At 50.0% G+C, this 20,287-nt stretch carries 15 protein-coding genes and 4 tRNA genes; 9 read left to right on the top strand and 10 right to left on the bottom strand.

Annotated features, from left to right (window positions below):
• Positions 1-51: 51 nt before the first annotated feature.
• Positions 52-1,644, top strand: coding sequence for an ethylbenzene dehydrogenase-related protein (locus Q0V82_RS10950; RefSeq protein ID WP_297575671.1), 1,593 nt, complete (start codon positions 52-54; stop codon positions 1,642-1,644).
• Positions 1,641-2,219: a DUF1566 domain-containing protein gene (locus Q0V82_RS10945; RefSeq protein ID WP_297575669.1), complete on the top strand. Its 579-nt coding sequence runs from the start codon at positions 1,641-1,643 to the stop codon at positions 2,217-2,219. Before Q0V82_RS10950 ends, Q0V82_RS10945 begins: the two co-directional genes overlap by 4 nt.
• 193 nt (positions 2,220-2,412) lie before the next feature.
• Here Q0V82_RS10945 and Q0V82_RS10940 read toward each other — a convergent pair.
• Positions 2,413-2,499 (bottom strand) — tRNA-Leu (locus Q0V82_RS10940).
• 310 nt (positions 2,500-2,809) lie between these two features.
• Here Q0V82_RS10940 and Q0V82_RS10935 point away from each other — a divergent pair.
• Positions 2,810-3,307, top strand: coding sequence for a hypothetical protein (locus Q0V82_RS10935; protein ID WP_297575667.1), 498 nt, complete (start codon positions 2,810-2,812; stop codon positions 3,305-3,307).
• Between the two features lie 459 nt (positions 3,308-3,766).
• Here Q0V82_RS10935 and Q0V82_RS10930 read toward each other — a convergent pair whose 3' ends face one another.
• A complete protein-coding gene (locus tag Q0V82_RS10930) occupies positions 3,767-6,313 on the bottom strand; it encodes a family 20 glycosylhydrolase (RefSeq protein WP_297575665.1) in 2,547 nt (848 codons plus the stop codon).
• 210 nt (positions 6,314-6,523) lie between these two features.
• On the opposite strand from Q0V82_RS10930, the gene Q0V82_RS10925 reads away from it, so the two are divergent.
• Entirely contained in the window at positions 6,524-7,405 is an 882-nt protein-coding gene (locus tag Q0V82_RS10925) for an AraC family transcriptional regulator (RefSeq protein ID WP_297575662.1), read from the top strand.
• 96 nt (positions 7,406-7,501) lie between these two features.
• Here the strand turns inward: Q0V82_RS10925 and Q0V82_RS10920 are convergent, their stop codons facing one another.
• Positions 7,502-7,636, bottom strand: coding sequence for a hypothetical protein (locus Q0V82_RS10920; protein WP_297575660.1), 135 nt, complete (start codon positions 7,634-7,636; stop codon positions 7,502-7,504).
• Between Q0V82_RS10920 and purL the strand changes: the two genes are divergently transcribed.
• The 3 genes from purL (at position 7,635) to Q0V82_RS10905 (ending at position 12,324) form a co-directional block, all read left to right on the top strand.
• Entirely contained in the window at positions 7,635-11,591 is a 3,957-nt protein-coding gene (purL, locus tag Q0V82_RS10915; RefSeq protein ID WP_297575658.1) for a phosphoribosylformylglycinamidine synthase, read from the top strand. The two genes, Q0V82_RS10920 and purL, sit on opposite strands and share 2 nt — an antisense overlap.
• A 78-nt stretch (positions 11,592-11,669) precedes the next feature.
• Positions 11,670-11,927 carry an outer membrane protein assembly factor BamE gene (gene bamE / locus Q0V82_RS10910; protein ID WP_221021142.1) on the top strand — a complete coding sequence of 86 codons (258 nt, stop codon included), beginning with the start codon at positions 11,670-11,672 and terminating at the stop codon, positions 11,925-11,927.
• Positions 11,928-12,063: 136 nt separating this feature from the next.
• The gene (locus tag Q0V82_RS10905; protein ID WP_297575656.1) at positions 12,064-12,324 is read left to right on the top strand and encodes a hypothetical protein; all 261 of its coding nucleotides are present in this window, start codon (positions 12,064-12,066) and stop codon (positions 12,322-12,324) included.
• Positions 12,325-12,480: 156 nt separating this feature from the next.
• Here the strand turns inward: Q0V82_RS10905 and Q0V82_RS10900 are convergent, their stop codons facing one another.
• Positions 12,481-12,978, bottom strand: a complete 498-nt coding sequence (locus tag Q0V82_RS10900) for a hypothetical protein (protein WP_297575654.1) — start codon at positions 12,976-12,978, stop codon at positions 12,481-12,483.
• A 12-nt stretch (positions 12,979-12,990) separates the two neighbouring features.
• Positions 12,991-13,740, bottom strand: coding sequence for a DUF2092 domain-containing protein (locus Q0V82_RS10895; protein WP_297575652.1), 750 nt, complete (start codon positions 13,738-13,740; stop codon positions 12,991-12,993).
• 539 nt (positions 13,741-14,279) lie between these two features.
• On the opposite strand from Q0V82_RS10895, the gene Q0V82_RS10890 reads away from it, so the two are divergent.
• Positions 14,280-15,218, top strand: coding sequence for a LysR substrate-binding domain-containing protein (locus tag Q0V82_RS10890; protein WP_297575650.1), 939 nt, complete (start codon positions 14,280-14,282; stop codon positions 15,216-15,218).
• 365 nt (positions 15,219-15,583) lie between these two features.
• Entirely contained in the window at positions 15,584-15,877 is a 294-nt protein-coding gene (locus tag Q0V82_RS10885; RefSeq protein ID WP_297575648.1) for a YkgJ family cysteine cluster protein, read from the top strand.
• A 69-nt stretch (positions 15,878-15,946) separates the two neighbouring features.
• Here Q0V82_RS10885 and Q0V82_RS10880 read toward each other — a convergent pair whose 3' ends face one another.
• From Q0V82_RS10880 to Q0V82_RS10860, 5 genes are all read right to left on the bottom strand, one after another.
• The gene (locus Q0V82_RS10880) at positions 15,947-17,854 is read right to left on the bottom strand and encodes a radical SAM protein (RefSeq protein WP_297575646.1); all 1,908 of its coding nucleotides are present in this window, start codon (positions 17,852-17,854) and stop codon (positions 15,947-15,949) included.
• A 473-nt stretch (positions 17,855-18,327) separates the two neighbouring features.
• Positions 18,328-19,647, bottom strand: a complete 1,320-nt coding sequence (locus Q0V82_RS10875; RefSeq protein WP_297575644.1) for a PAS domain-containing methyl-accepting chemotaxis protein — start codon at positions 19,645-19,647, stop codon at positions 18,328-18,330.
• Positions 19,648-19,947: 300 nt separating this feature from the next.
• A tRNA-Leu gene (locus tag Q0V82_RS10870) sits at positions 19,948-20,032 on the bottom strand.
• Positions 20,033-20,087: 55 nt separating this feature from the next.
• Positions 20,088-20,161 (bottom strand) — tRNA-Cys (locus tag Q0V82_RS10865).
• Between the two features lie 47 nt (positions 20,162-20,208).
• Positions 20,209-20,284, bottom strand: a tRNA-Gly gene (locus Q0V82_RS10860).
• Positions 20,285-20,287 lie beyond the last annotated feature (3 nt).

Raw genomic sequence — 20,287 nt, 5'->3', positions numbered from 1 at the left:
CGCCCTTTACGGGCGGTGATTTTTTTCAATCGTTAGGATGAAAGTGATTTTATGTCGGTCGCAAAATATTATTCGCGGGTCGTCGTTTTGCATTGCTGTGCGATTTTGCTGTTGCTCGGCAGTGTATTGAGTGGACTGCGCTTGGCGTTGAGCGCAGGGCGAGGTGATTTTTTCTCCGTGTTCAATGCCTATTTGCCGCAGGGCGGTATGCATGGATTGCATTTGAGTTTGGGCTTTGCTTGGTGTGTATTGGCATTGATCTTTGTTTGGCATCATTGGCATGCGCCCGCGCGCGTAGCAAGTAGCACGCTGGCGGAAACTTGGAATCGATATTTGATTCATTTCGCACGCTATTTATTTTTATCGCTGCTCATCCTCGGTGGGGCTTTGTATTTTGGCGGTAGTGCTGCATTAGATGGGTGGGTATTGCTTCTGCATCGTTATTTGGCCTACTCTGCGTTCGTATACCTCATTGTTCATGCATTTTCTCAAATGATCTATTCACCTTGGCTACAGGTTCGGGCGATTCTTTTGCCCAAACTGAAGGTTGTGCGGCAGGTCGGGTGGAAATTCTGGCTTCCTGTCTCGCTCGCGGCCGTGTTGTGGCTAGGGTCGGCGTGGATCATGCCGTATTTAACGCCGCAATTACGAATTGCTAATTTGGCACTGGATCAAGAGATTGTCATTGATGGGCTGGCTAACGAAAGTGCTTGGCAAAGCGCACCATTACACACCGTTAAAACGCTGAATATTGGCGCAAATGCCGCAGAAACTCCGGTCACCGTGCAGGGTTTGCGTCAGGGTGAAGTTGTTTATTTTCGCTTTAGCTGGCCTGATACAACGCCAAGTTTGCAGCATTTGCCCTTAGTTAAAACTGCACAAGGCTGGCGCATCGAACAAACTGGCTTGCTGCGCAATGATGAAACTCAGTTTTATGAAGACAAGTTTGCGGTGATGTTGGCTCGTGCCCCCGACGCAGCAGGCGCGGGCAGTATGCTCTTGGGCTCGCAGCCCTTGGCAGGATACGCAGCCAATAGGACAGGGCGTGGTTACCATGCGGCGCAAGGAGCACTGCTGGATGTGTGGCACTGGAAATCGGTACGCAATCATGGCACTAAGCAGCTAGATGATAGCCATTTTGCAGCGGCTTACCCTGAGGTACCCGGCGAGATTCGCTATACCGCAGGCTACAAATCAGATCCCTTGCAATCGGGTGGTTATAGCGAAAACTGGGCTTGGCCAAGCAATGGCATTGTGACGCCCAAGCGACTGCCGCGTGATCCTGCACAATTAGCGCGTTTTCAAGCTGCCAAACCCAACGATCCCCAGCTCGTTTGGGGCATGTCATGGTACGAAACTTTGCCGTACTCGTCAGCAGCGGATCAATACCCAGTCGGCACTCGGATGCCATCGGTACTGTGGACCACGATGTTTGAAGGTGATCGCGGTGATGTGCGGGCGATGGCGAGTTGGCATAAGGGCGTGTGGACACTCGAGGCGGTACGCGGCATCAAAACCGAATCCCCCTTTGATTTAGCCTTGAATGAAGGCTTATTTATGTGGGTGGCGGTCTTTGATCATCAGCAAACCCAACACAGCTATCATTTGCGCCCCCTGCAACTCCATTTTGAGGGTCAATCATGAAACATCTTATCTTCTGTTTGGCGCTGTTGAGCGGTATGCAGGCCAATGCCAGTGATCGTTGGCAGAAAACAGACGCGCAAGGTCGTGCTCTGCCAGTAAGCGCAGGCCCTTGGTCATGTATACGCGACCTGAATACCGGCTTGCTTTGGGAAAATAAAAGCGATAATGAAGGCTTACATTTTAATGCGGCAACGTATTCTTGGTTTGATGCGACGCATCGCCTTGGCGTAGAAAAAGCCGGCAGTTGCAGCGATGCGAGCATGAAAGTAAGTCCCTGCGATACACGCGATTTAATGGTTTTAGCGAATCAGCAAGCTTGGTGCGGTGTCAGTAATTGGCGTGTGCCCAGCGCGAAAGAGCTGACCAGTTTGTTACTTGATACCGGTTTTGTGGGTAACCCACGAATTGCCAGCGGATTTTTCCCACACACCGGCCGATTCCCTTATTGGACTGCGGATGTGCGACCAAGCAACAATGGCAAAACAGAAGCATTGATATTGCATTTTGGCAGTGGATCTACCCAGTGGCTGGGTACACAACACGCAGCCAGACTACGTCTGGTAGCAAGCCCGTAACAAATCTTAAATCGGAATAAAGAGGCATAGTGGGTTTATCAAAATGACTCAATCTGTAATAAACGCTGTGATTGTGAGTCACATCCACAAGCTTATCTAGCTTGTTTTCACCGATTGAAATTTGACTCACCTGCGGTGCTGCAGACAACAAAAAACCCCGCAAAGCAAAGCTGGTCGGGGTTAATGTTTTTTGTGGTGCGCAACACGAGACTCGAACTCGCACGCCTGTAAGGGCACAGCGACCTCAACGCTGCGTGTCTACCAATTCCACCAATCGCGCACTACATACTGAATAGATTGCTCAATTCAGTGAGGTGGCGAATTCTAGCTAGGCTAGGCGGTTTTGTAAACCCCTGCGTGCTGTTTTTTGCTGGTATTTCGGATAAATGATTGAATTGACGTCAAAATTTAATCGCTGGTTTGGCGGTGCTTGGCGTGGAGGATGAGCTTAGGGCGCGTGGTGTTGGTGTTGGCTTGATGGGACTTGATGGCTTTTTGTCGTGGGATGTACTTCATACTTGATGCTAATTAAAAGGGGCGTCACACTGCTGAGATACACTCTTTTGTAAATCGAAAGCTAGGAGCATTAAATGAGCAATAAAGGTCGTTATAAAGTCGGCGCCCGGGCGAGCAATCGTTTACCTGAAGCATTAAAGTCGAATGAAGGAATTCGTCAGGCGCTTAAGGCGGTTGATGGTCATTTCCCGATGGATTTGTATGTGGATGATTTGGAATTAGAATTATTGCAGAATGCATCGCGTACTTTAAGTCGCTTTTTAGTGCCAGGCAGCAAGATTGATATTGCGATTCAATTTGCTCAATTGTGCGAAATTTCAAGTGATTTATTTAAAGAAGTAAAAGAAATTCGCAAAAAAATTAAGAGCATTATTAGTGATAATGAAGATGAGCTAGAAACCAATCACGTTGGCGCTTTGCAGTATGTGGGCGAGTTCCGCTCTGAAATGGGCCCAGCGTTAGCCAATTCGATTGTATTGCGCCGGTTTGCTAATTTTGTTGATGCGGTCTTGTTGGCGCAGATTCAATATTCGGCAGAAAACGTTGAAATTGAATTGTTCATTTCTGAATAAATTAAATTGGCGGTTTGAATGCCTAAGCCCCATCGATTGATGGGGCTTTTTTATGCGCGATGCTACGGCTGCATCGTTTTGTAATAGATGCATTGGATTGTTTTTGGCAGATGGTTGCTTGACCTTGAGGCTAACAAGACGCGCTGTGCCATCAGCCTGAATGCGTGAAGCAAAGCGTGCAATAGGGCGGTAGCGGTTAATAAGGCGGCAAGGGGGGCGTTATTAAGAACACTTAACTCAACTAAATGCATGGGTATATTGATTTGAGTGATGTATACAAAGGGCTGCATTAATATACATCTGTTTTTTATACTTATATCTGCGAGCTATTCGTCGCCTTAGCGCAAGCGTTTGATGGCCAGCCGTCAAGGCCACAGCAAGAAAACGCCTGCCGCTTGATTGAATTTCGACGCAAAAAAGCCCCGCGTCATGCGGGGCCTAATCAGAAATACTGCTGCTTTAGTTGACTACAACCGTAGCGCTCTTGCGATTGCTGCTGCTAAAGGTGGCCAGCTTCACGCCAGTAAATCCAGCGGCTTGGCTGAGCGCCGCGTAATCGAGCGCGCTGGTGTATTGCGCCGATTGGGCGGTGGGCTCGCTGCCATCAACGGTGTAGCGAATGGTTAAACCCGGTGCTGAGACATTGGCGAGCAATTGACCATTTACAACTTTGGCACCCGGCAATGGGATGCGGTAGCCATAGCCACCTAAAAATCCATCCAAACGCGCTAGTTCACGTTGGCCAAGACGATTGGCAAACTCATTCCAATCGGCATCCATTTGGACTTGGCGCGTTTCTGCATCGGCGATCAAAGTCCATTTTGGATCTCGCGCCCAAGCGCGCTCGGCCAAGGCGATCATGCGTGGCATGGCTAGGTATTCCAAACGGGCCGCATCACGGATGTTTTCGGCCCACAGCTGGCCTTGAATCCCGATGATATTGTTCACCCCGGCTGGCGTTAAGCGCACTTTACTGGCTATTTTTTCTTTATCGAGCGGGTGGCCCATTAAATCGACGGTGGCGGTGGTGAAAATATCCAAGGGGCAAAATTCAAATGCGCCACGGGTTTCGATAAAGCCACCCCAGTAGTAACCGGGCTCGGCAGGGTCTTTGCTATAGGCCAAGTCAAAGTACAAATTGGTCACATTGGATAACACGGTTTTATAACCGGCATTGGCCAATTGATAAGCAAAGTCTTCTTGCCCCCAGCCCCAAACATTGTTCCATACGTAAGGGCGGAAGTTGGCGTTTACAAACTCTGGATTTGGCCCATGGGTGTGCTCGCCATTGACTTCGGTTTTGACTAAGGCGATTTCTTCCCAGCCACCAAATACCAAGCCGTACTTTTTCAATAAATCACGGTAACGGGCGAGGAAGTAATTTTGTAATTGAACGATTTGCGTCATGCCTTGTGCTTGCATAAAGGCTTGGCAAACCGGGGATTTTTCCCATGCGCCGTGCGGTACTTCGTCGCCACCGGTGTGCATCGTGGTTAGCGGCGCACCTGCTTCAAGGTACATCGCTTGTAAATCGTGCAGTACTGTTTCGATAAAATTGTAGCAAGACTCTTGGGCGATGCAGATCACATTGTCGTGCCACAATTGCACTGATTCATAGTCGGATGCATCGTCAAAGTCGCACAGCAAATAGTGTTTGGCGGCTTCGGTTTGTCCTTGCGCCATCAAGCGGTGGTAGCGCAGGTTCATCGCCTTAATTGCCGCACGGGCATGACCAGGAACGTCGATTTCTGGCACGACTTCGATGTGGCGCGCGGTGGCAAATTGCAAAATTTCGATAAAGTCAGCACGGCTGTAAAAACCACTGCCAGCAGGGTTGCTCACATCACCACCAGAGCCAAAGCACGGCACTAAATGGTCGGTTTCAGTTTGAGTAAAGCCGCGTTGGCTGCCGATTTCGGTGAGTTCTGGCAGGCTAGGGATTTCTAGGCGCCAGCCTTCATCGTCGGTGATGTGAAAATGAAATTGATTGAGTTTATATAGCGCCATGCAGTCCAGTAGGCGCAAGACACTGTCTTTGCTGCTGAAATTACGGCCAACGTCTAAATGCATGCCGCGATACGCAAAGCGCGGCGCGTCAATAATTCGGCAGCAAGGGACGCTTAGTTCCGCTTGTGGATTGAGAAAGGCAGCGACCGGCAGGAGCTGACGCAGACTTTGTAAAGCATTAAACACGCCGTGCGCGCTCGCGCCGGTAATGATGATTTCATTGGCATTAATCTGCAATGAATACGCTTCGTTGGGCGCTAAGGTGTCATTGACCGTGACGGCGCCGATTTGCAACACAATCGCTTGGCTGCCTGTTGGGCGAATGGCGGCTTGCTGTAAATAAACGCGGCTCACATCATGAATCGCAGTGCGCAAAAAGCGCGCTTCGGTGGCCAATTGGCTGCTGTGAACAATTAAGGTGTCTTTGTTGATGCAAAACGCACCGCTGAGCCATTCGCTCGACAATGGGCTTGGGGTGATTTTGCCAACTTGCTCGATCGGCAGTTGCTGCAAATCTTGGTTGTGTTCAAACGTCAGTGCTGGGGTGCTCAGCGGCACTAAATCATCGGCTTTACGATGGCGTTGCTGCTCGGTAATAAACGGTGCGATTTCAGGATCACCCATCGTTTCGTGGTAGGCGTTCTCTTGGCCGTCGTTATACACAATGTAAAAACCCAGTGGCGCATCGGTTTCGGCAATCACCCAATACAGGCCTTCATAGGTAAAGGTGCGCGTCTCGCCCGGGGCTACCGCAGCAAAACCGGCTTTAGGGGCCAAGCGCCAAAAGTCGCCGTTCACATGCGTGACTTCAACATCACCGCCGACGGTTTCGGGTTTGATTTTGCGGCAAGTATTAAAATACAAAGCCCAGCCCGATGCCGGCAAGATTTGATCAGAGAGATTGACGAGGCGAAGCTCGGCAAGAAAATTATCGCCGTTATGGGCGTTGGTTTTATTGGCCCATGATAGTTTGAGGTGTGCGCCAGCTGGATTGCTCATTGTTTTAACTCTCCCTTTGCTTGGTTGAAGTGGGTCTTTTGCCCATGCGACAGTGTAAAAGCGCCACCCGTACAATGCGAGCATTGCCGGTGGGCTGTCGTTCGGATGCTGCGACAACGCACCGATAGTGCAGTTATACCGCGAGTTCCGCTGATTTTATCTGCTATTGGCTCAATAAAGTATATGATTGGCTCAAACGAAAGGTGACAGATGCTCATTAGAGAATGGATTGGTAATTCGCAAGGCCATGCATGGCGTTTAAATCATCATGTGGCGGAGCATATTGCGTTTAATTATCACTTTCATCCCGAATATGAGCTGACTTTAACGCTGGGTGCGGGCGGGCAACGCCATATTGGGCATGATATAGAAAGCATCACTGAATGTGATTTAGCTTTGGTGGCCCCCAATCAACCGCATAGCTGGCAAGCTCCGGTACGCAGCGATGGCGCGGCGCTGGAATTACAAGTGGTGTTGTTTCGACTGGATTGGCTGGTGGCATTGACCGAGCACGGCATGCCAGAATTACGCCATTTGTGCCAATGGCTGGCGCAAATTCGGCAAGGGGTGGTGTTTAGCCCGGCATTTAGCCAATTGCTGGCACCGCGATTAGCGCGTTTACATGAACTCACAGGCGTAAAGCGCTTGATTGCAGTGCTGGATATTTTGTCTGAATTAGAAAAAGACACCGCCGCGCGCTTTATTGATTGCGAAGTCGCGCAATTAGAGCCCGATCGCCGTTTAATTAAAGCCATGACGCATTTACAAAGCCATTATCTACAATCGGTGACTTTGGGCGAATTGGCCGAAGTCGCCGCATGCAGTGTGACGACGCTCAAGCGCTTATTTTTGCAGCAAATGAAATCGAGTTTTAGCCAAGAGCTCATGCGTTTACGCATCGCCCATGCCAGCCATTTATTGCTTACCACTGATCGAGGTATTGATTGGGTGGCCAATCAAAGCGGTTATCCGTGTTTGAGTCATTTTTATCAGCAGTTTAGTGTCCGACTTGGACTGAGCCCGCGTGCATTTCGGCGTCAGGCCAAAATCCGCGCAAACGCGGCTGGCAAACCAAACGTCAACAGACCCTAGATAGTGCGCTGCAATTAGCTGCCGCTGATCGCTGGTTTTCGCCTTGGCAAAATCCTAAAAAAACAGTGTGGCCTGATTAATCGTGCATGGGTGTGGTCAGCTCGATTGCGCAATGGTTACGGCAATCTGGGCATATTGGCAGGGAATTCCTCGCTTTCTTTCTCCTAAAGTGGGTGGTTTTTCGGTATCATTACGTACTTTTTGCCACATTTCTGGGTTAATTTCAAACATGGCCAATGTGCTCCAACTTCGCGGCGGTACCGCGCTTTCTCCATTTCGGATTGAAAAATTATCATCGGCACTTGCTGCGCAAGGCCTTGCGGTTAATTTGTACGCCGAATTCTGGCACTTCATTGAGCAAACTCAGGATTTGAGTGAGGCCGATACCGCAATCTTGGCGCAAATTTTGAGCTATGGAGAACCAGCTCAAGTCGATTTGGCGCAAGGTACGCCGATTTTGGTCTTGCCACGTTTGGGCACGATTTCACCATGGTCTTCTAAAGCGACGGATATTGCCTTGCATTGCGCTTTAGCGGGCAAGGTGGCAAGGATTGAACGGGGTATCGCCGTTTATGCCAGCAAAGCCGATGGTTCTGCTTTGTCGAGCGCAGAAAAAAACATTCTGCTACCGCTGATTCACGACCGAATGACTGAGCAAGTGTTTGATGGCTTGGCGGCGGGCAATGAATTATTCCGTCACTTTGAGCCAAAACCACTTGAAACCGTCGATGTATTAAACGGTGGTAAAGCGGCACTCGAAAAAGCCAATGGCGAGTATGGTTTGGCTTTGTCGGATGACGAAATCGATTACTTGGTAGAGAACTTCACCAAGCTGGGTCGTAACCCAAGCGATGTGGAATTAACGATGTTTGCGCAAGCGAACTCAGAGCATTGCCGCCATAAAATCTTTAACGCCAATTTCATTATCGATGGCCAAGCGCAAGACTACAGCTTGTTTGGCATGATTCGCGAAACGCATAAAGCCGCGCCGGAAGGCACGGTGGTGGCGTATTCGGATAATTCATCGGTGATTGAAGGCGCGTTAACTGAACGCTTCTTCCCAGCGCCCATCTCAGAAAATGGCAGCGCTGAATATGCGTTCACGCAGGAAGAAACGCATATTTTGATGAAAGTGGAAACCCACAATCATCCAACCGCGATCTCGCCATTCCCGGGCGCAGCCACTGGTTCGGGCGGTGAGATTCGAGATGAGGGCGCAACTGGTCGTGGCTCGAAACCTAAAGCCGGCTTGTGTGGCTTTACCGTGTCAAATTTGTTGTTACCTGGCCATGTTCAGCCGTGGGAAACGCCATACGGCAAACCTGATCGTATCGCCAGCGCGCTCGATATTATGATCGAAGGCCCAATTGGTGCGGCAGCATTTAATAATGAATTTGGTCGCCCCAATCTAACGGGTTATTTCCGTACCTTTGAACTTGATTTCAACGGCGAGCGCCGTGGTTATCACAAGCCGATCATGATTGCCGGTGGTTTGGGCAATATCAGCGCCTTGCACGTGAAGAAAAATGATTTGCCTGATGGCTCATTGCTGATTCAACTCGGCGGCCCGGGCATGTTAATCGGTATGGGCGGCAGCGCGGCTTCGTCGATGGAAACCGGCTCAAACGCGGCTGATTTGGACTTTGATTCGGTGCAGCGCGGTAATCCAGAAATGGAACGTCGTTGCCAAGAAGTGATTGATCGCTGCTGGCAAATGGGCAGTAACAATCCAATCCAGTCGATTCATGACGTGGGTGCCGGTGGGATTTCAAATGCCTTCCCAGAGCTAGTGAACGACGCGGGCATGGGCGCGGTCTTCAATTTACGTAAAGTGAATATCGAAGAAAAGGGCATGGCACCGAAAGAAATTTGGAGCAACGAATCACAAGAGCGCTATGTGCTCGGCATTCATCCGAACGACTTGCTCACCTTTGAAGCGATTTGCGAGCGCGAGCGTTGCCCGTTTGCGGTGATTGGTCGCACGACTGACGAGCGTCAGCTGACAGTAGAAGATCCGTACTTTGACAATAAACCCGTCGATATGCCGATGGATGTGTTGCTCGGCAAACCACCCAAAATGACGCGGGATGTCACGCGGGTTGCGCCAGAATTGCAAACTTTTGATTCAGCGGCGCTGGATTTAAAAGAATCGCTCTACCGCGTTTTAGCTTTGCCATCCGTAGCCGACAAATCGTTCTTGATTAATATCGGTGACCGTACCGTCGGTGGTTACACCGCGCGCGATCAAATGGTCGGCCCGTGGCAAGTACCGGTGGCGGACGTTGCTGTCACTACGATGGGGTATAACACGCTACGCGGCGAAGCCATGGCGATGGGTGAACGTACCCCTCTTGCTTTGATTTCTGGCCCAGCATCTGGTCGCATGGCGGTCGGTGAAGCGTTAACCAATATTGCCGCAGCGCCAATCGCTAAATTGTCCGACGTTAAATTGTCAGCCAACTGGATGGCCCCTGCTGGGCATCCGGGTGAAGACGCCAATTTATACGATACCGTCGCTGCCGTTGGTTTGGAATTGTGCCGTCAATTGGGCGTGTCGATTCCAGTCGGTAAAGACTCGTTGTCGATGAAAACAGTATGGAATGATGGTGAAGCGAAAGCCGTTACTGCGCCGCTGTCTTTGGTGATTTCGGGTTTTGCGCCGGTCACTGACGTCACCAAAACGTTGACGCCGGTGCTCAAAGACGTTGAGTCTGATTTATTGCTGATTGATTTGGGGACTGGCAAGTGCCGTTTAGGTGGCTCGGCCTTGGCGCAGGTGTATAGCCAAGTGGGTAATTTTGCCCCTGATGTGGTGAGTGTGGATCATCTGAAGTCTTTCTTTGCGACGGTTCAGCAATTGAATGCCGATGGTAAGTTGCTGGCTTATCACGATCGTTCTGACGGTGGTTTGATCTCTGCCGTGTCAGAAATGATGTTTGCTAGCCACTGCGGTGTCACGCTAGAAATCGACGAGCTGTGTATTGAGCGCCGTTTGCGTCAACGTCAATTGGACGAAATTTCATCCGATGACATCGAGCGCGCCGAAAACGGCCGGGTGATGGGCGTGTTGTTTAACGAAGAACTCGGCGCAGTAATGCAAGTGCGTCGTTCTGATACTGCTGCGGTGATTGCGGCGTTTATGAATGCCGGTTTGGCGGGTGAATTGCACGTGATTGGTTCGACCAACCATGACGACAAGCTCAAAATCAAAAAACGCAATCGCCTGTTGTTGGATGAAACTCGCGTCAATTTGCAACGCGCTTGGAGCCACACCAGCTGGCAAATCCAACGTCTGCGCGACAATCCAGAATGCGCCGACGCTGAATACGCGCGCATTGGTGATAAAGCCGACAAAGGCTTGTTTGCCAAATTGAGCTTTAATCCGTCAGACGACGTTGCGGCACCGTATATCAGCAAGGGCGTTAAACCCCGCGTTGCAGTACTACGTGAGCAAGGCGTGAATGGCCATGTGGAAATGGGCGCGGCGTTTACCCGTGCGGGTTTCTCGGCAGTTGATGTGCATATGAGCGACGTGATTGCCGGCCGTGTGCAGCTGGCTGACTTTAATGGTTTGGCGGCATGCGGTGGTTTCTCATACGGCGACGTACTCGGAGCCGGTGAAGGTTGGGCGAAATCGATTTTGTTTAACGGCGCTGCGCGTGAACAATTTGAAGCGTTCTTTAACCGTGCCGATACCTTTGGTTTGGGCGTGTGTAATGGTTGCCAAATGATGGCCAATTTGTCAGGCATTATTCCTGGCGCTGAACACTGGCCGAAATTTACCCGCAATCAAAGTGAGCAATTTGAAGCGCGCTTGGTGATGGCCGAAGTCATGAAATCGCCGTCGTTGTTCTTTGCCGGTATGGAAGGCAGCCAAATGCCGGTGGTGGTGAGCCACGGCGAAGGGTTTGCGAATTTTAGCCAGCAAGGCGATAAAGCCAAGGCATTGGTGGCGATGCGTTACGTCGATAGCCACGGCAAGGCGACGCAAACTTACCCGATGAATCCAAATGGCTCGCCCGACGGGATTGCCGGTGTAACCACGCCAGATGGTCGTTTTAGCATTATGATGCCGCATCCAGAGCGCGTATTCCGTACGGTGCAAAACTCATGGCATCCGGAAGATTGGTCAGAAGATGGCGCATGGTTGCGGATGTTCCGCAATGCGCGCGTTTTCCTCGGTTAATCCGCTCGGTCATTGCTACGATAACAAGCAGCCTACGGGCTGCTTGTTTTTTTTTATTTGGAATCAAGGACAAACAGTATGAAACGTTACTTCATTTTATCTTTGCTGGTGCTGCTGATGGCGTGTAGCAAAATCACTGCCGAGAATTACAACAAAGTCACCACGGGAATGAGCCGGGCTGAAGTGGTGGCGATTTTAGGCGAGCCAACGCAGAGTGAATCGGGTGGTTTCTTAGGGATTCAAGGTGAGACGGCCAGCTGGCAAGACGGCAAAGTGCAAATCACCGCGCAATTTGTTAATCAAAAACTGCTGACGCATTCTATGGTGAAGCAATAAGCAATGAATCGCTTGTTTATTACAAATAACAATGGTTATTTTTACTAACAAATAAAGCAAATAATGGCTTGAGTGTTAGATTTGCTTTGTTATACTCAAAACAGGCCGTATTTAGCGGTTTAAATAGGAGATTTCAATGCGTCATCTGATTCAAGCCACATTGCTGGCCACCGCCGTTTTGGGATCTAGCATGGCTTACGCCGATTGTGATGATGGTCCACGCGTGATGCCAAAAGTTGAAGTGACTAAAACGGATTATCTTAAAAAAATGGAAGCTTTTTTTGATTTTGTCGACGCCGATAAAAATGGCGTGATGACCCCTGCTGAGCGAACCGCTGCCAAGCAAAAAATGAAGGCTGAGTGCCGGGCTAAAAAATCCAACGCATCGGCTTGGTAATATCAGTCGCTGCTTTGGGGTATTTTTCGGTTAAATATCAAGATGAGTAACAATCCATTGCAATTAAAAATAGGCCAAATGAAATGGCCTATTTTTTTATCTAAAAATGCATTAATCATCCATTTCTGATCGTGAATCAGCACCGCATCCCGCGAATTAATACGGTTGATTGACCACAATATAAGTCACATTACTGCCTTGATATTGCGGTTGATACCAAGTTGATCCGCATTGCATATACGCCATATTGCCACGCATCACTTGCACGCAATTAGTCGGCATTTGCTTGGCATTCACAATACTACCAATCACTGCCGAAGTCACCGCGACTGCGGCGGTGACGGCCACTGCGGTCGCAACAGGGTGGTAGTCATTGTCGTAACGATCACCATGACGATAGCCGCCGTTATTATCGACATTCACATTGACGTTATTGTTGCTGATATTGGTGTTTTTAATATTGTTATTGTTTTTGCGATGATCGTTTTTATTATTGTTACTGCGGTTGTCCATGACTTTATTGTTTTTGCTCGCGGCAGGGCGAGCGCCTTTTTGGTGATCACCTTTCGCTTGTGCTTGAATTGGCATGCCTATGCTAATTAAAGCCACGGTGCTCAGTGCCAAAATGCTGGCTTTTGATGCGAATTTAAACATAATCAATGCCCCTTATTCTGCTGATTTTTTAAATGGAATCGCCATATCACCTGATTTAGCTTTAAAGGTAAATTCGCTGTTATTGAGTTTTGGCTGCAGATTCCAAGTATAGGTTTCAGAGAGTGTCGGGCGATTGGGCTGGCTGCTATCGGTAATGAGCACCTTGCAAGGTAGCGATGGTTTACTGCGGCTAGTCCATAATTGCCACACTGATTCTGCTTGAGCAAATACTAAATGATCACACAGTTGACCATTAATTTTGCTGACGCCAACGTATTCGGCGAGTGTTAATTTATCGAGTGCGGCTTGGTCTTTGCCAATATCAAATAACGATTTAAGTGGAATATTGAGCGCATAGACGTTTTTGACTTGATTGAGCATATCGCTGGTATTGCTGGCCACGTCAACGGTGGTGTAGTAATGCAAGGTGGGGGAGTATTGTGTTAATTGCTGGCCGTTATAAAAATATTCGCGATTTAAATTGTCGCTATTGATTTTTACATACAGTTTATTGTGGCCATCAATGATCATCGTGCTCTTGCCCATTGCCTGAATCATTTGGCCTGATGGCGACAGAATATCTTGTGTGATGACGGCTTTCACCTCGGCCTTGGGCAGGCTACGCAAGTTCTTTCCGATTTCCACTGCTTTAGCAACCACCAATGGATTGACCGCGACTTCGAGCGGCTGGCTGTCACTCGCCCATAGCGAAACGCTGAGCGGCAGCAGTGCCAAGCCTAACCAACATGTTTTTAGTTGCATAAACGGGCTCCAAAATGATGAGTTATTTAATTTGTATTCATCATAGCTTATCAGGGCGCACTAGAAGTCATACAGTTTTTGTCAGCTTTCGGCTATTTATCCATTGCCATGGGGTTGAGTATTGGGCGCTGATTTGGATTGCTGGTGATTGGCTGAATGTTTGGCGCAATTTAAGTTGGGCTGGATGGCGCTGTTGTTGTGAAACGGCGGCCATGTTTCGGCTTTGTGCTGATTGTTGCCTACCCAATGAGGGGCAATCTAATGGCGACGCTTTGGGTTGATCGGCAACAAACGGGCCTGTGCTGCGGTGATGTTTTAGTGTGTGCGCACCGTGTGATGAATCCATCGTGCTAACGCTATAAAGTCGGTGCTCGGCATGACTGCAATGCGCTGGACCACGTCAGGTTTGAGCGCATTGCTTTGGCGGCATCGGCCCCGTCAATCGATGTTGGCCGCTTAAAATGTTTAAACGCTTGCTGTCAGCCGATCAGATATTTATAGTGCCGATTGAATTTTCAAAATCTATTGAAGGCATCGAAATGAAATTCACCCTGCGCCAATTAGAGGTGTTCGTGGCCGTAGGTCGTGGCGAGAGCGTGTCGCGGGCCGCAGAATGCGTGGGTTTATCGCAATCGGCGACCAGCACCGCGCTATCTGAATTAGAGCGGGTGTATGATCGGCGCTTATTTGATCGGATTGGCAAACGCTTGCAGCTCAATGAATTGGGCGCAGCTTTATTACCACAAGCCATCCAATTACTCGATCATGCGGCAGAAATTGACGCCTTATTGGCCGGGCGTTCAGGCTTTGGCCCGATGCGTGTCGGTGCGACGCTGACCATTGGTAATTATCTCGCTACCTTACTCATTGGTGATTTTATGCGGCAGCATCCGGGCTGCCGTGTTTCATTGGGGGTGCATAATACCGCGCATATTGTGCGGCAAGTGGCGCATTATGAGCTGGATTTGGGCTTGATTGAAGGCGATTGCCAGCATGCCGACTTGGATGTCATCCCATGGATTGCCGATGAGTTAGCGGTATTTGCTGCGCCCGAGCATCCCTTGGCGCACAAATTACAGCAAGGCGGGGTGATCGATTTTGCTGATTTGCTCGCCGCGTCTTGGATTGTTCGGGAGTCCGGTTCGGGCACTCGGCAAACCTTTGATTACGCCATGCGGCATGTGCAATCTAAGCTCGATATCCGGCTGGAGCTAGAGCATACCGAGGCGATTAAACGCGCGGTGGAGTCGGGTCTGGGCATTGGTTGTATTTCGCGGTTGGCGCTAAAAGAAGCGTTTCGCCGTGGCAGTTTGATCGAGTTACCTGTAGCAGGTTTGGATTTGGCGCGGCAGTTTCATTTTGTGTTGCACAAACAAAAATATCGCACCGCAGGGATTACGGCTTTTTTAGAGCTTTGCCGTAGCGTGACCGCCGGCGCTCGCCGCAGTGATGAAATTGTTTTACCGTATATTCGCTAAACAGCGGATTGTTTCATCGTTGGTGATGTTTAGATTACGTGTTGATGATTTTAAGTGCCTGCGGCACATTGTTTTACAGTCGCAGTCCGCGACGGGGACCCTCTTTCTTTGTCTCGCCAAAGAAAGAGGGGGAAAGAAAGGCGCTTTTGATCTCGCCCAGCTCCGCTGTGCCCTCGATTGTCGTGAGCCAAACGATATAACTGTTTGTCTCACTTCGCACTCGGTGCGCTTGGACGGGTTTTAAGCCCCAGATCGACTATCGCGGCACTGCACCAACACCAAGTTTGAACATTGTCCGTTCTTTCTGGGTATGTGGCGGTAAGCTTTATTTAATATAGGTTGTAATAATATACCCATGGAGGTCTATGTCTGACGCTGTATCGTGTAGTAGTTGTAAAGCCTGTTGTTGCCAATTAGAAGTGATGCTGATTGCGGGTGATGATGATGTGCCCGCCGAGTTCATTGAAGTGGATGCTTGGGGCGGCGAGATTATGCATCGTCTGGCCGATGGTTGGTGCGCGGCGCTTAATCGTAGCAATATGCTGTGTACGATTTATGCGCAGCGTCCTTGGATTTGCCGTGAATACGAAGCGGGTGACAGCGACTGTATCGAGCAAAGAAAGCGCATTCCTTTGCTGTCGATTCAACGCAGCATTTAGCCGCTTGCTACTGCGCGTTTCAGACCGACCATCGTTTGATGACTGGATAGCCAACGATGGCCCGTCGACTTAATATTGCTGCAATGCTTTGGCCAGGCGATGTTTGGCAATGGTGGTGCGTGGCACTTTGCTATCAAACCACACTCGCACATCGTCATCTAAACCAATGCCGTGCATATAGTTATACAGCGCTTTATTCAGCGCACGACCAAGCGCATCATGATCAACCCCGGTTGGATCAATAAAGCCAATATCATTGGTGGCAAAGCTGATTTCAGGGAGTTTTTCCAGCGTAACGCCAAATTCTTCTGGATTTTTGCCAACTGGGGAGTGCACCGTGCAGGCAAAACGATGGAAAAATCCCGATTGAATACAGCCATTATCAAATAGCTGCCGCACGTATTCGAGCGCATCGACGGTGTCTTGCACCGTTTGCGTCGGGAAGCCGTACATCAAATACGCATGCACCAAGACGCCGGCCTCGGTAAAACTTTGCGTCACTTTGGCCACTTGCTCAACGGACACGCCTTTTTTCATCAAGGTCAGCAGACGATCGGATGCGACCTCAAGCCCGCCCGAAATCGCGATACAGCCACTTTCGGCGAGCAATCGGCAAAGATCCGGGCTAAAGGTTTTTTCAAACCGGATATTGCCCCACCACGAAATCGAGATATTGCGCCGAATCAGTTCTTCGGCCAGTGCTTTGAGCGCTTTGGGGGGCGCTGCTTCATCGACAAAGTGAAAACCAGTTTGCCCGGTTTCGGCGATGATGGCTTCGATGCGATCGACCAATACTTCGGCGGTGGTGGTTTCATAGCGCGAAATATAATCGAGGGTAATATCGCAAAAACTGCATTTTTTCCAATAGCAGCCGTGCGCCACGGTGAGCTTATTCCAGCGCCCATCCGACCACAACCGGTGCATGGGGTTGAGCATATCGAGTAGTGATAGGTAGCGATCGAGCGGTAAGCCATCCCAAGTGGGCGTACCGACTTCGCCAAACGGCACTTCAGGCTCGACGAAGTTGATGTATTTCACCGCGCCGTCAACACGGGTAAAGGTGCGCACCAAACGTTGTTGTGAGCGTTTGCCTTTTAAGTGCTCCAGCAGCGCCAACAAGGGGCGCTCGCCAGCATCGAGCATGACGAAATCAAAGTAATCAAAAACGCGCGGCTCTTTGAGTTCGCGCAATTCAGTATTGGCAAATCCGCCACCGAGCGCGATGACCATATCAGGGTATTGCTTGCGAATCGTTTGGGCGATTCGGAAAGCGGCATATACTGCGCCAGGGAAGGGCACCGACAGCAAGACGATATTCGGTTGGTGCTGAAGGGCGGATTCTAGCGTCAGTTCGGCCAGATAATCATCGACCATCGTGGTGGGCGCCGCCAGCGCCCGCGCCAGCGGATCAAACGTGGCTTGCGACATCGCTAATGACTCGGCATAGCGAACAAATTCAAAGCGTGAATCCACCGCATCACGTAATACATCGGCGATGTCGTTTAAATACAGCGTACCCAAATGCCGTGCGCGGTCTTGCATGCCGAGCGCGCCAAATGCCCACGCCAGCGGATCTCCCCCCTCGTCGTCGACATAGGCATCGAGCTGGGCAAAACGCTGGCCTTCAGGCAAAAAATTACGGCTGCAGATACGGTGGCCGATGGTGGAGTCGCGGCCTTGCAAAAACGCCATGGTTGGGGTGATCGTGCTGAGGTAGCGATCAAACGTCGCGTCAAATAGCGCCACTTGCGGCGTGCGTTTTTTGGGTGGGATCTTATCGATTTTTTTGCGAACGTCGAGTAAACCGTCTTTAGAAAACAGCTTGAGCATCAAGGCCAGTGCCAAGTCGGTTTGCTGCGCTTGCACGCCTTGCGAGCGCAAAAAGCCCGTTAAATACGCAGTGGAAGGATAGGGCGTATTCAATTGCGTCATCGGTGGGATGATAGATAAAACGCGGGCGGTATCGATCTTGCTCATATGGGCCTAGGCTACTGTGGGTATCTGCTGCTAAATAAGGTGTATCAAGATCTAGCAGCCTATACCCAAAGGTATCACTGACTAAATTCATCACAAAACAAAAAACCCCAGTCGCCATCGCGGTCTAGGGTTTGTGAGCGTTTGCTTTCTTGCGGCGCTGGCGCGATTTAATCGTTCGACAATTGGCCAGCCCAGCTCAAGCGCGAATTCTACCTTGTTATCCGCTGGGTGTATTGATTTGGGTCGGATTTTCTGTTTGACAGAAGTGGGCATCAAACTGCATTGCGTATGCTGCTATCGAGCGGCAAGCACCGGAATGGCATCGACGCTGGGCTATTTTCGCGGTTATTCTGCGGCGTAGCAAGCTTACATAACATGGCTTACTACGCCTTGATTCACCGCGAAAAGCGCGTCAGCAGCGGCGACCAAACGTCAACAGACCCTAGCCATCGATGCCACTGCACGCTACTGGCTTACTTGCTCTGCCGAACTAGGCTTTCTACATCCAGCGTTGCTGCGCTGGTTCTTTCGGCGAGTTTTCTGACTTCATCGGCCACCACAGCAAAGCCACGACCCGCCTCGCCAGCGCGGGCGGCTTCGATGGCGGCGTTCAGCGCCAGCAGATTAGTCTGATCGGCAATCGATTTAATGGTGCCGACAATGGTAGCGATTTCGGCAAGGCTTTTTTCTAGGCTCTGCCTTTGCGAGCTTTCACCGCTGAGCGCCTCGGATTTCTTTTCGGCATCAATGGCGACCAAAGCCCCCACCACGCGCAGTGGCGCGCCATTGCTGTCTCGGCGGGTTTTGCCTCTGGCGCGAAACCAGTGATATTCGTTGTTTTTACACTTCAGGCGGTATTCGATGCTGTAGGGCGTTTTGCCGGTTTTATCGTTTAAATGCGCGGCAAATGCATCCAGTACGCCTTGCTTTTCATCCGGGTGTAAGCGGCTGGCCCAGCTTTCTAGCACATCCGGAAATTCGTTCACCGAATTAAAACCCAATAAAGCTCTAAATTGTTCCGACCACCAAAAGGCATTTTGCGGGTTAACTGGGTTTTCCACATCGACTTCCATATCCCATAAGCCTTCGGACAGCATTGCGCTGCTGAGTTCGAACCGAGTTAGCGTTTTATCCAGCTCGGCCTCGTGCTTTTTGCGCAGGGAAATCCCCTCCAAAGAGCCCGCCACTCTGAGCGGTACGCCTTCGCTATTACGTTGTGTCGCGCCTCTGGCTCGGAACCAGCGATATTGCTTATCTTTGCATTGCAGGCGGTATTCAATATCGTAAGGGGTGCGCCCGCTTCTATCATTTAAGTGATCAGCAAAGGCCGTGAGTGTGCGGTCTTTATCGTCAGGATGCAAAAGGTTAGCCCAGCTCCCCAGCACACTAGGAAAATCTCGCTCATCGGTAAACCCGAGCAAACGCCTGAAGGTCGCTGACCACCAAAATACATTGGCGGGATTAATCGGATCACCCGCCACCACGCTCATATCCCAAAGGCCTTCGCTGGATGCCTGATTCACTAGATCAAAACGTTTTTCTAAAGCACTGTACTGCGTTTTTTCCTTGGCGAGTTCTTCCTGCAAAGCGCTTACTTCATCATGTAAAGCGCGTTTTTCATGCAGGGCCGCAGAAAGCGCTTCGCTGTTTTTATGCCAGATGCGATGTAATTTATCGCCAATGGCACGCCATTTCTCATCGCCATCCATCGTCCAGCGTGGCATATCGCCACGTAAAGCCGCTTCGGCCGCATTGTCTAGTTGGCTAATTAACCGATTTTGCTTAAAAAACATAGTGCACCTCAATCAATATCCCGACCCAGACGGGATTTGTATCAATCTAGTGCATTACGGTGGTAGCTCTAAGAAAAAAACCAATAATTTTACATTGTTAGTAATTAATTGATTGCTAATTTGTATTTTATCAATTAAATAAACGCAATTTTTGTCAGTTTTAACGTCAACTCAGGGAGGGCGGGATGATTCTGCTGTGCTCTGAGGTCATGCCCCAAGCACGTCCCAAGAGGGGTTTGGGCTAACTCGCGGGCAAGAAAAAAGGGTCTAGCTTTTCAGCTAAACCCTTGATTCTATTAGTGGTGCTCGGAGCGGGACTTGAACCCGCACACCCTTCGGCGAGGGATTTTAAGTCCCTTGTGTCTACCAATTTCACCATCCGAGCGCTGTGCATTACTGCTTCAGCATTTCTTAAAGTTCGATTTCTCGCACTTTAGTTTTGGAGGCGGAGGCCGGAATCGAACCGGCGTAAACGGCTTTGCAGGCCGCGGCATAACCATTTTGCTACCCCGCCAGGGGTCGTACTGATTAATGAATAACCACTTCATTAATACTAAAAACTGGAGCGGGATAAGAGACTCGAACTCTCGACCTATACCTTGGCAAGGTATCGCTCTACCAACTGAGCTAATCCCGCATC

The organism is uncultured Deefgea sp., from assembly GCF_947072475.1.
GTDB lineage: Bacteria > Pseudomonadota > Gammaproteobacteria > Burkholderiales > Chitinibacteraceae > Deefgea.
This window is presented reverse-complemented; position numbering and strand designations above follow the sequence as displayed.

Coding starts and splice junctions, on each gene's coding strand:
- Q0V82_RS10950 (WP_297575671.1), top strand. CDS start 52: ATGTCGGTCGCAAAATATTATTCGCGGGTCGTCGTTTTGCATTGCTGT.
- Q0V82_RS10945 (WP_297575669.1), top strand. CDS start 1,641: ATGAAACATCTTATCTTCTGTTTGGCGCTGTTGAGCGGTATGCAGGCC.
- Q0V82_RS10935 (WP_297575667.1), top strand. CDS start 2,810: ATGAGCAATAAAGGTCGTTATAAAGTCGGCGCCCGGGCGAGCAATCGT.
- Q0V82_RS10930 (WP_297575665.1), bottom strand. CDS start 6,313: ATGAGCAATCCAGCTGGCGCACACCTCAAACTATCATGGGCCAATAAA.
- Q0V82_RS10925 (WP_297575662.1), top strand. CDS start 6,524: ATGCTCATTAGAGAATGGATTGGTAATTCGCAAGGCCATGCATGGCGT.
- purL (WP_297575658.1), top strand. CDS start 7,635: ATGGCCAATGTGCTCCAACTTCGCGGCGGTACCGCGCTTTCTCCATTT.
- Q0V82_RS10920 (WP_297575660.1), bottom strand. CDS start 7,636: ATGTTTGAAATTAACCCAGAAATGTGGCAAAAAGTACGTAATGATACC.
- bamE (WP_221021142.1), top strand. CDS start 11,670: ATGAAACGTTACTTCATTTTATCTTTGCTGGTGCTGCTGATGGCGTGT.
- Q0V82_RS10905 (WP_297575656.1), top strand. CDS start 12,064: ATGCGTCATCTGATTCAAGCCACATTGCTGGCCACCGCCGTTTTGGGA.
- Q0V82_RS10900 (WP_297575654.1), bottom strand. CDS start 12,978: ATGTTTAAATTCGCATCAAAAGCCAGCATTTTGGCACTGAGCACCGTG.
- Q0V82_RS10895 (WP_297575652.1), bottom strand. CDS start 13,740: ATGCAACTAAAAACATGTTGGTTAGGCTTGGCACTGCTGCCGCTCAGC.
- Q0V82_RS10890 (WP_297575650.1), top strand. CDS start 14,280: ATGAAATTCACCCTGCGCCAATTAGAGGTGTTCGTGGCCGTAGGTCGT.
- Q0V82_RS10885 (WP_297575648.1), top strand. CDS start 15,584: ATGTCTGACGCTGTATCGTGTAGTAGTTGTAAAGCCTGTTGTTGCCAA.
- Q0V82_RS10880 (WP_297575646.1), bottom strand. CDS start 17,854: ATGAGCAAGATCGATACCGCCCGCGTTTTATCTATCATCCCACCGATG.
- Q0V82_RS10875 (WP_297575644.1), bottom strand. CDS start 19,647: ATGTTTTTTAAGCAAAATCGGTTAATTAGCCAACTAGACAATGCGGCC.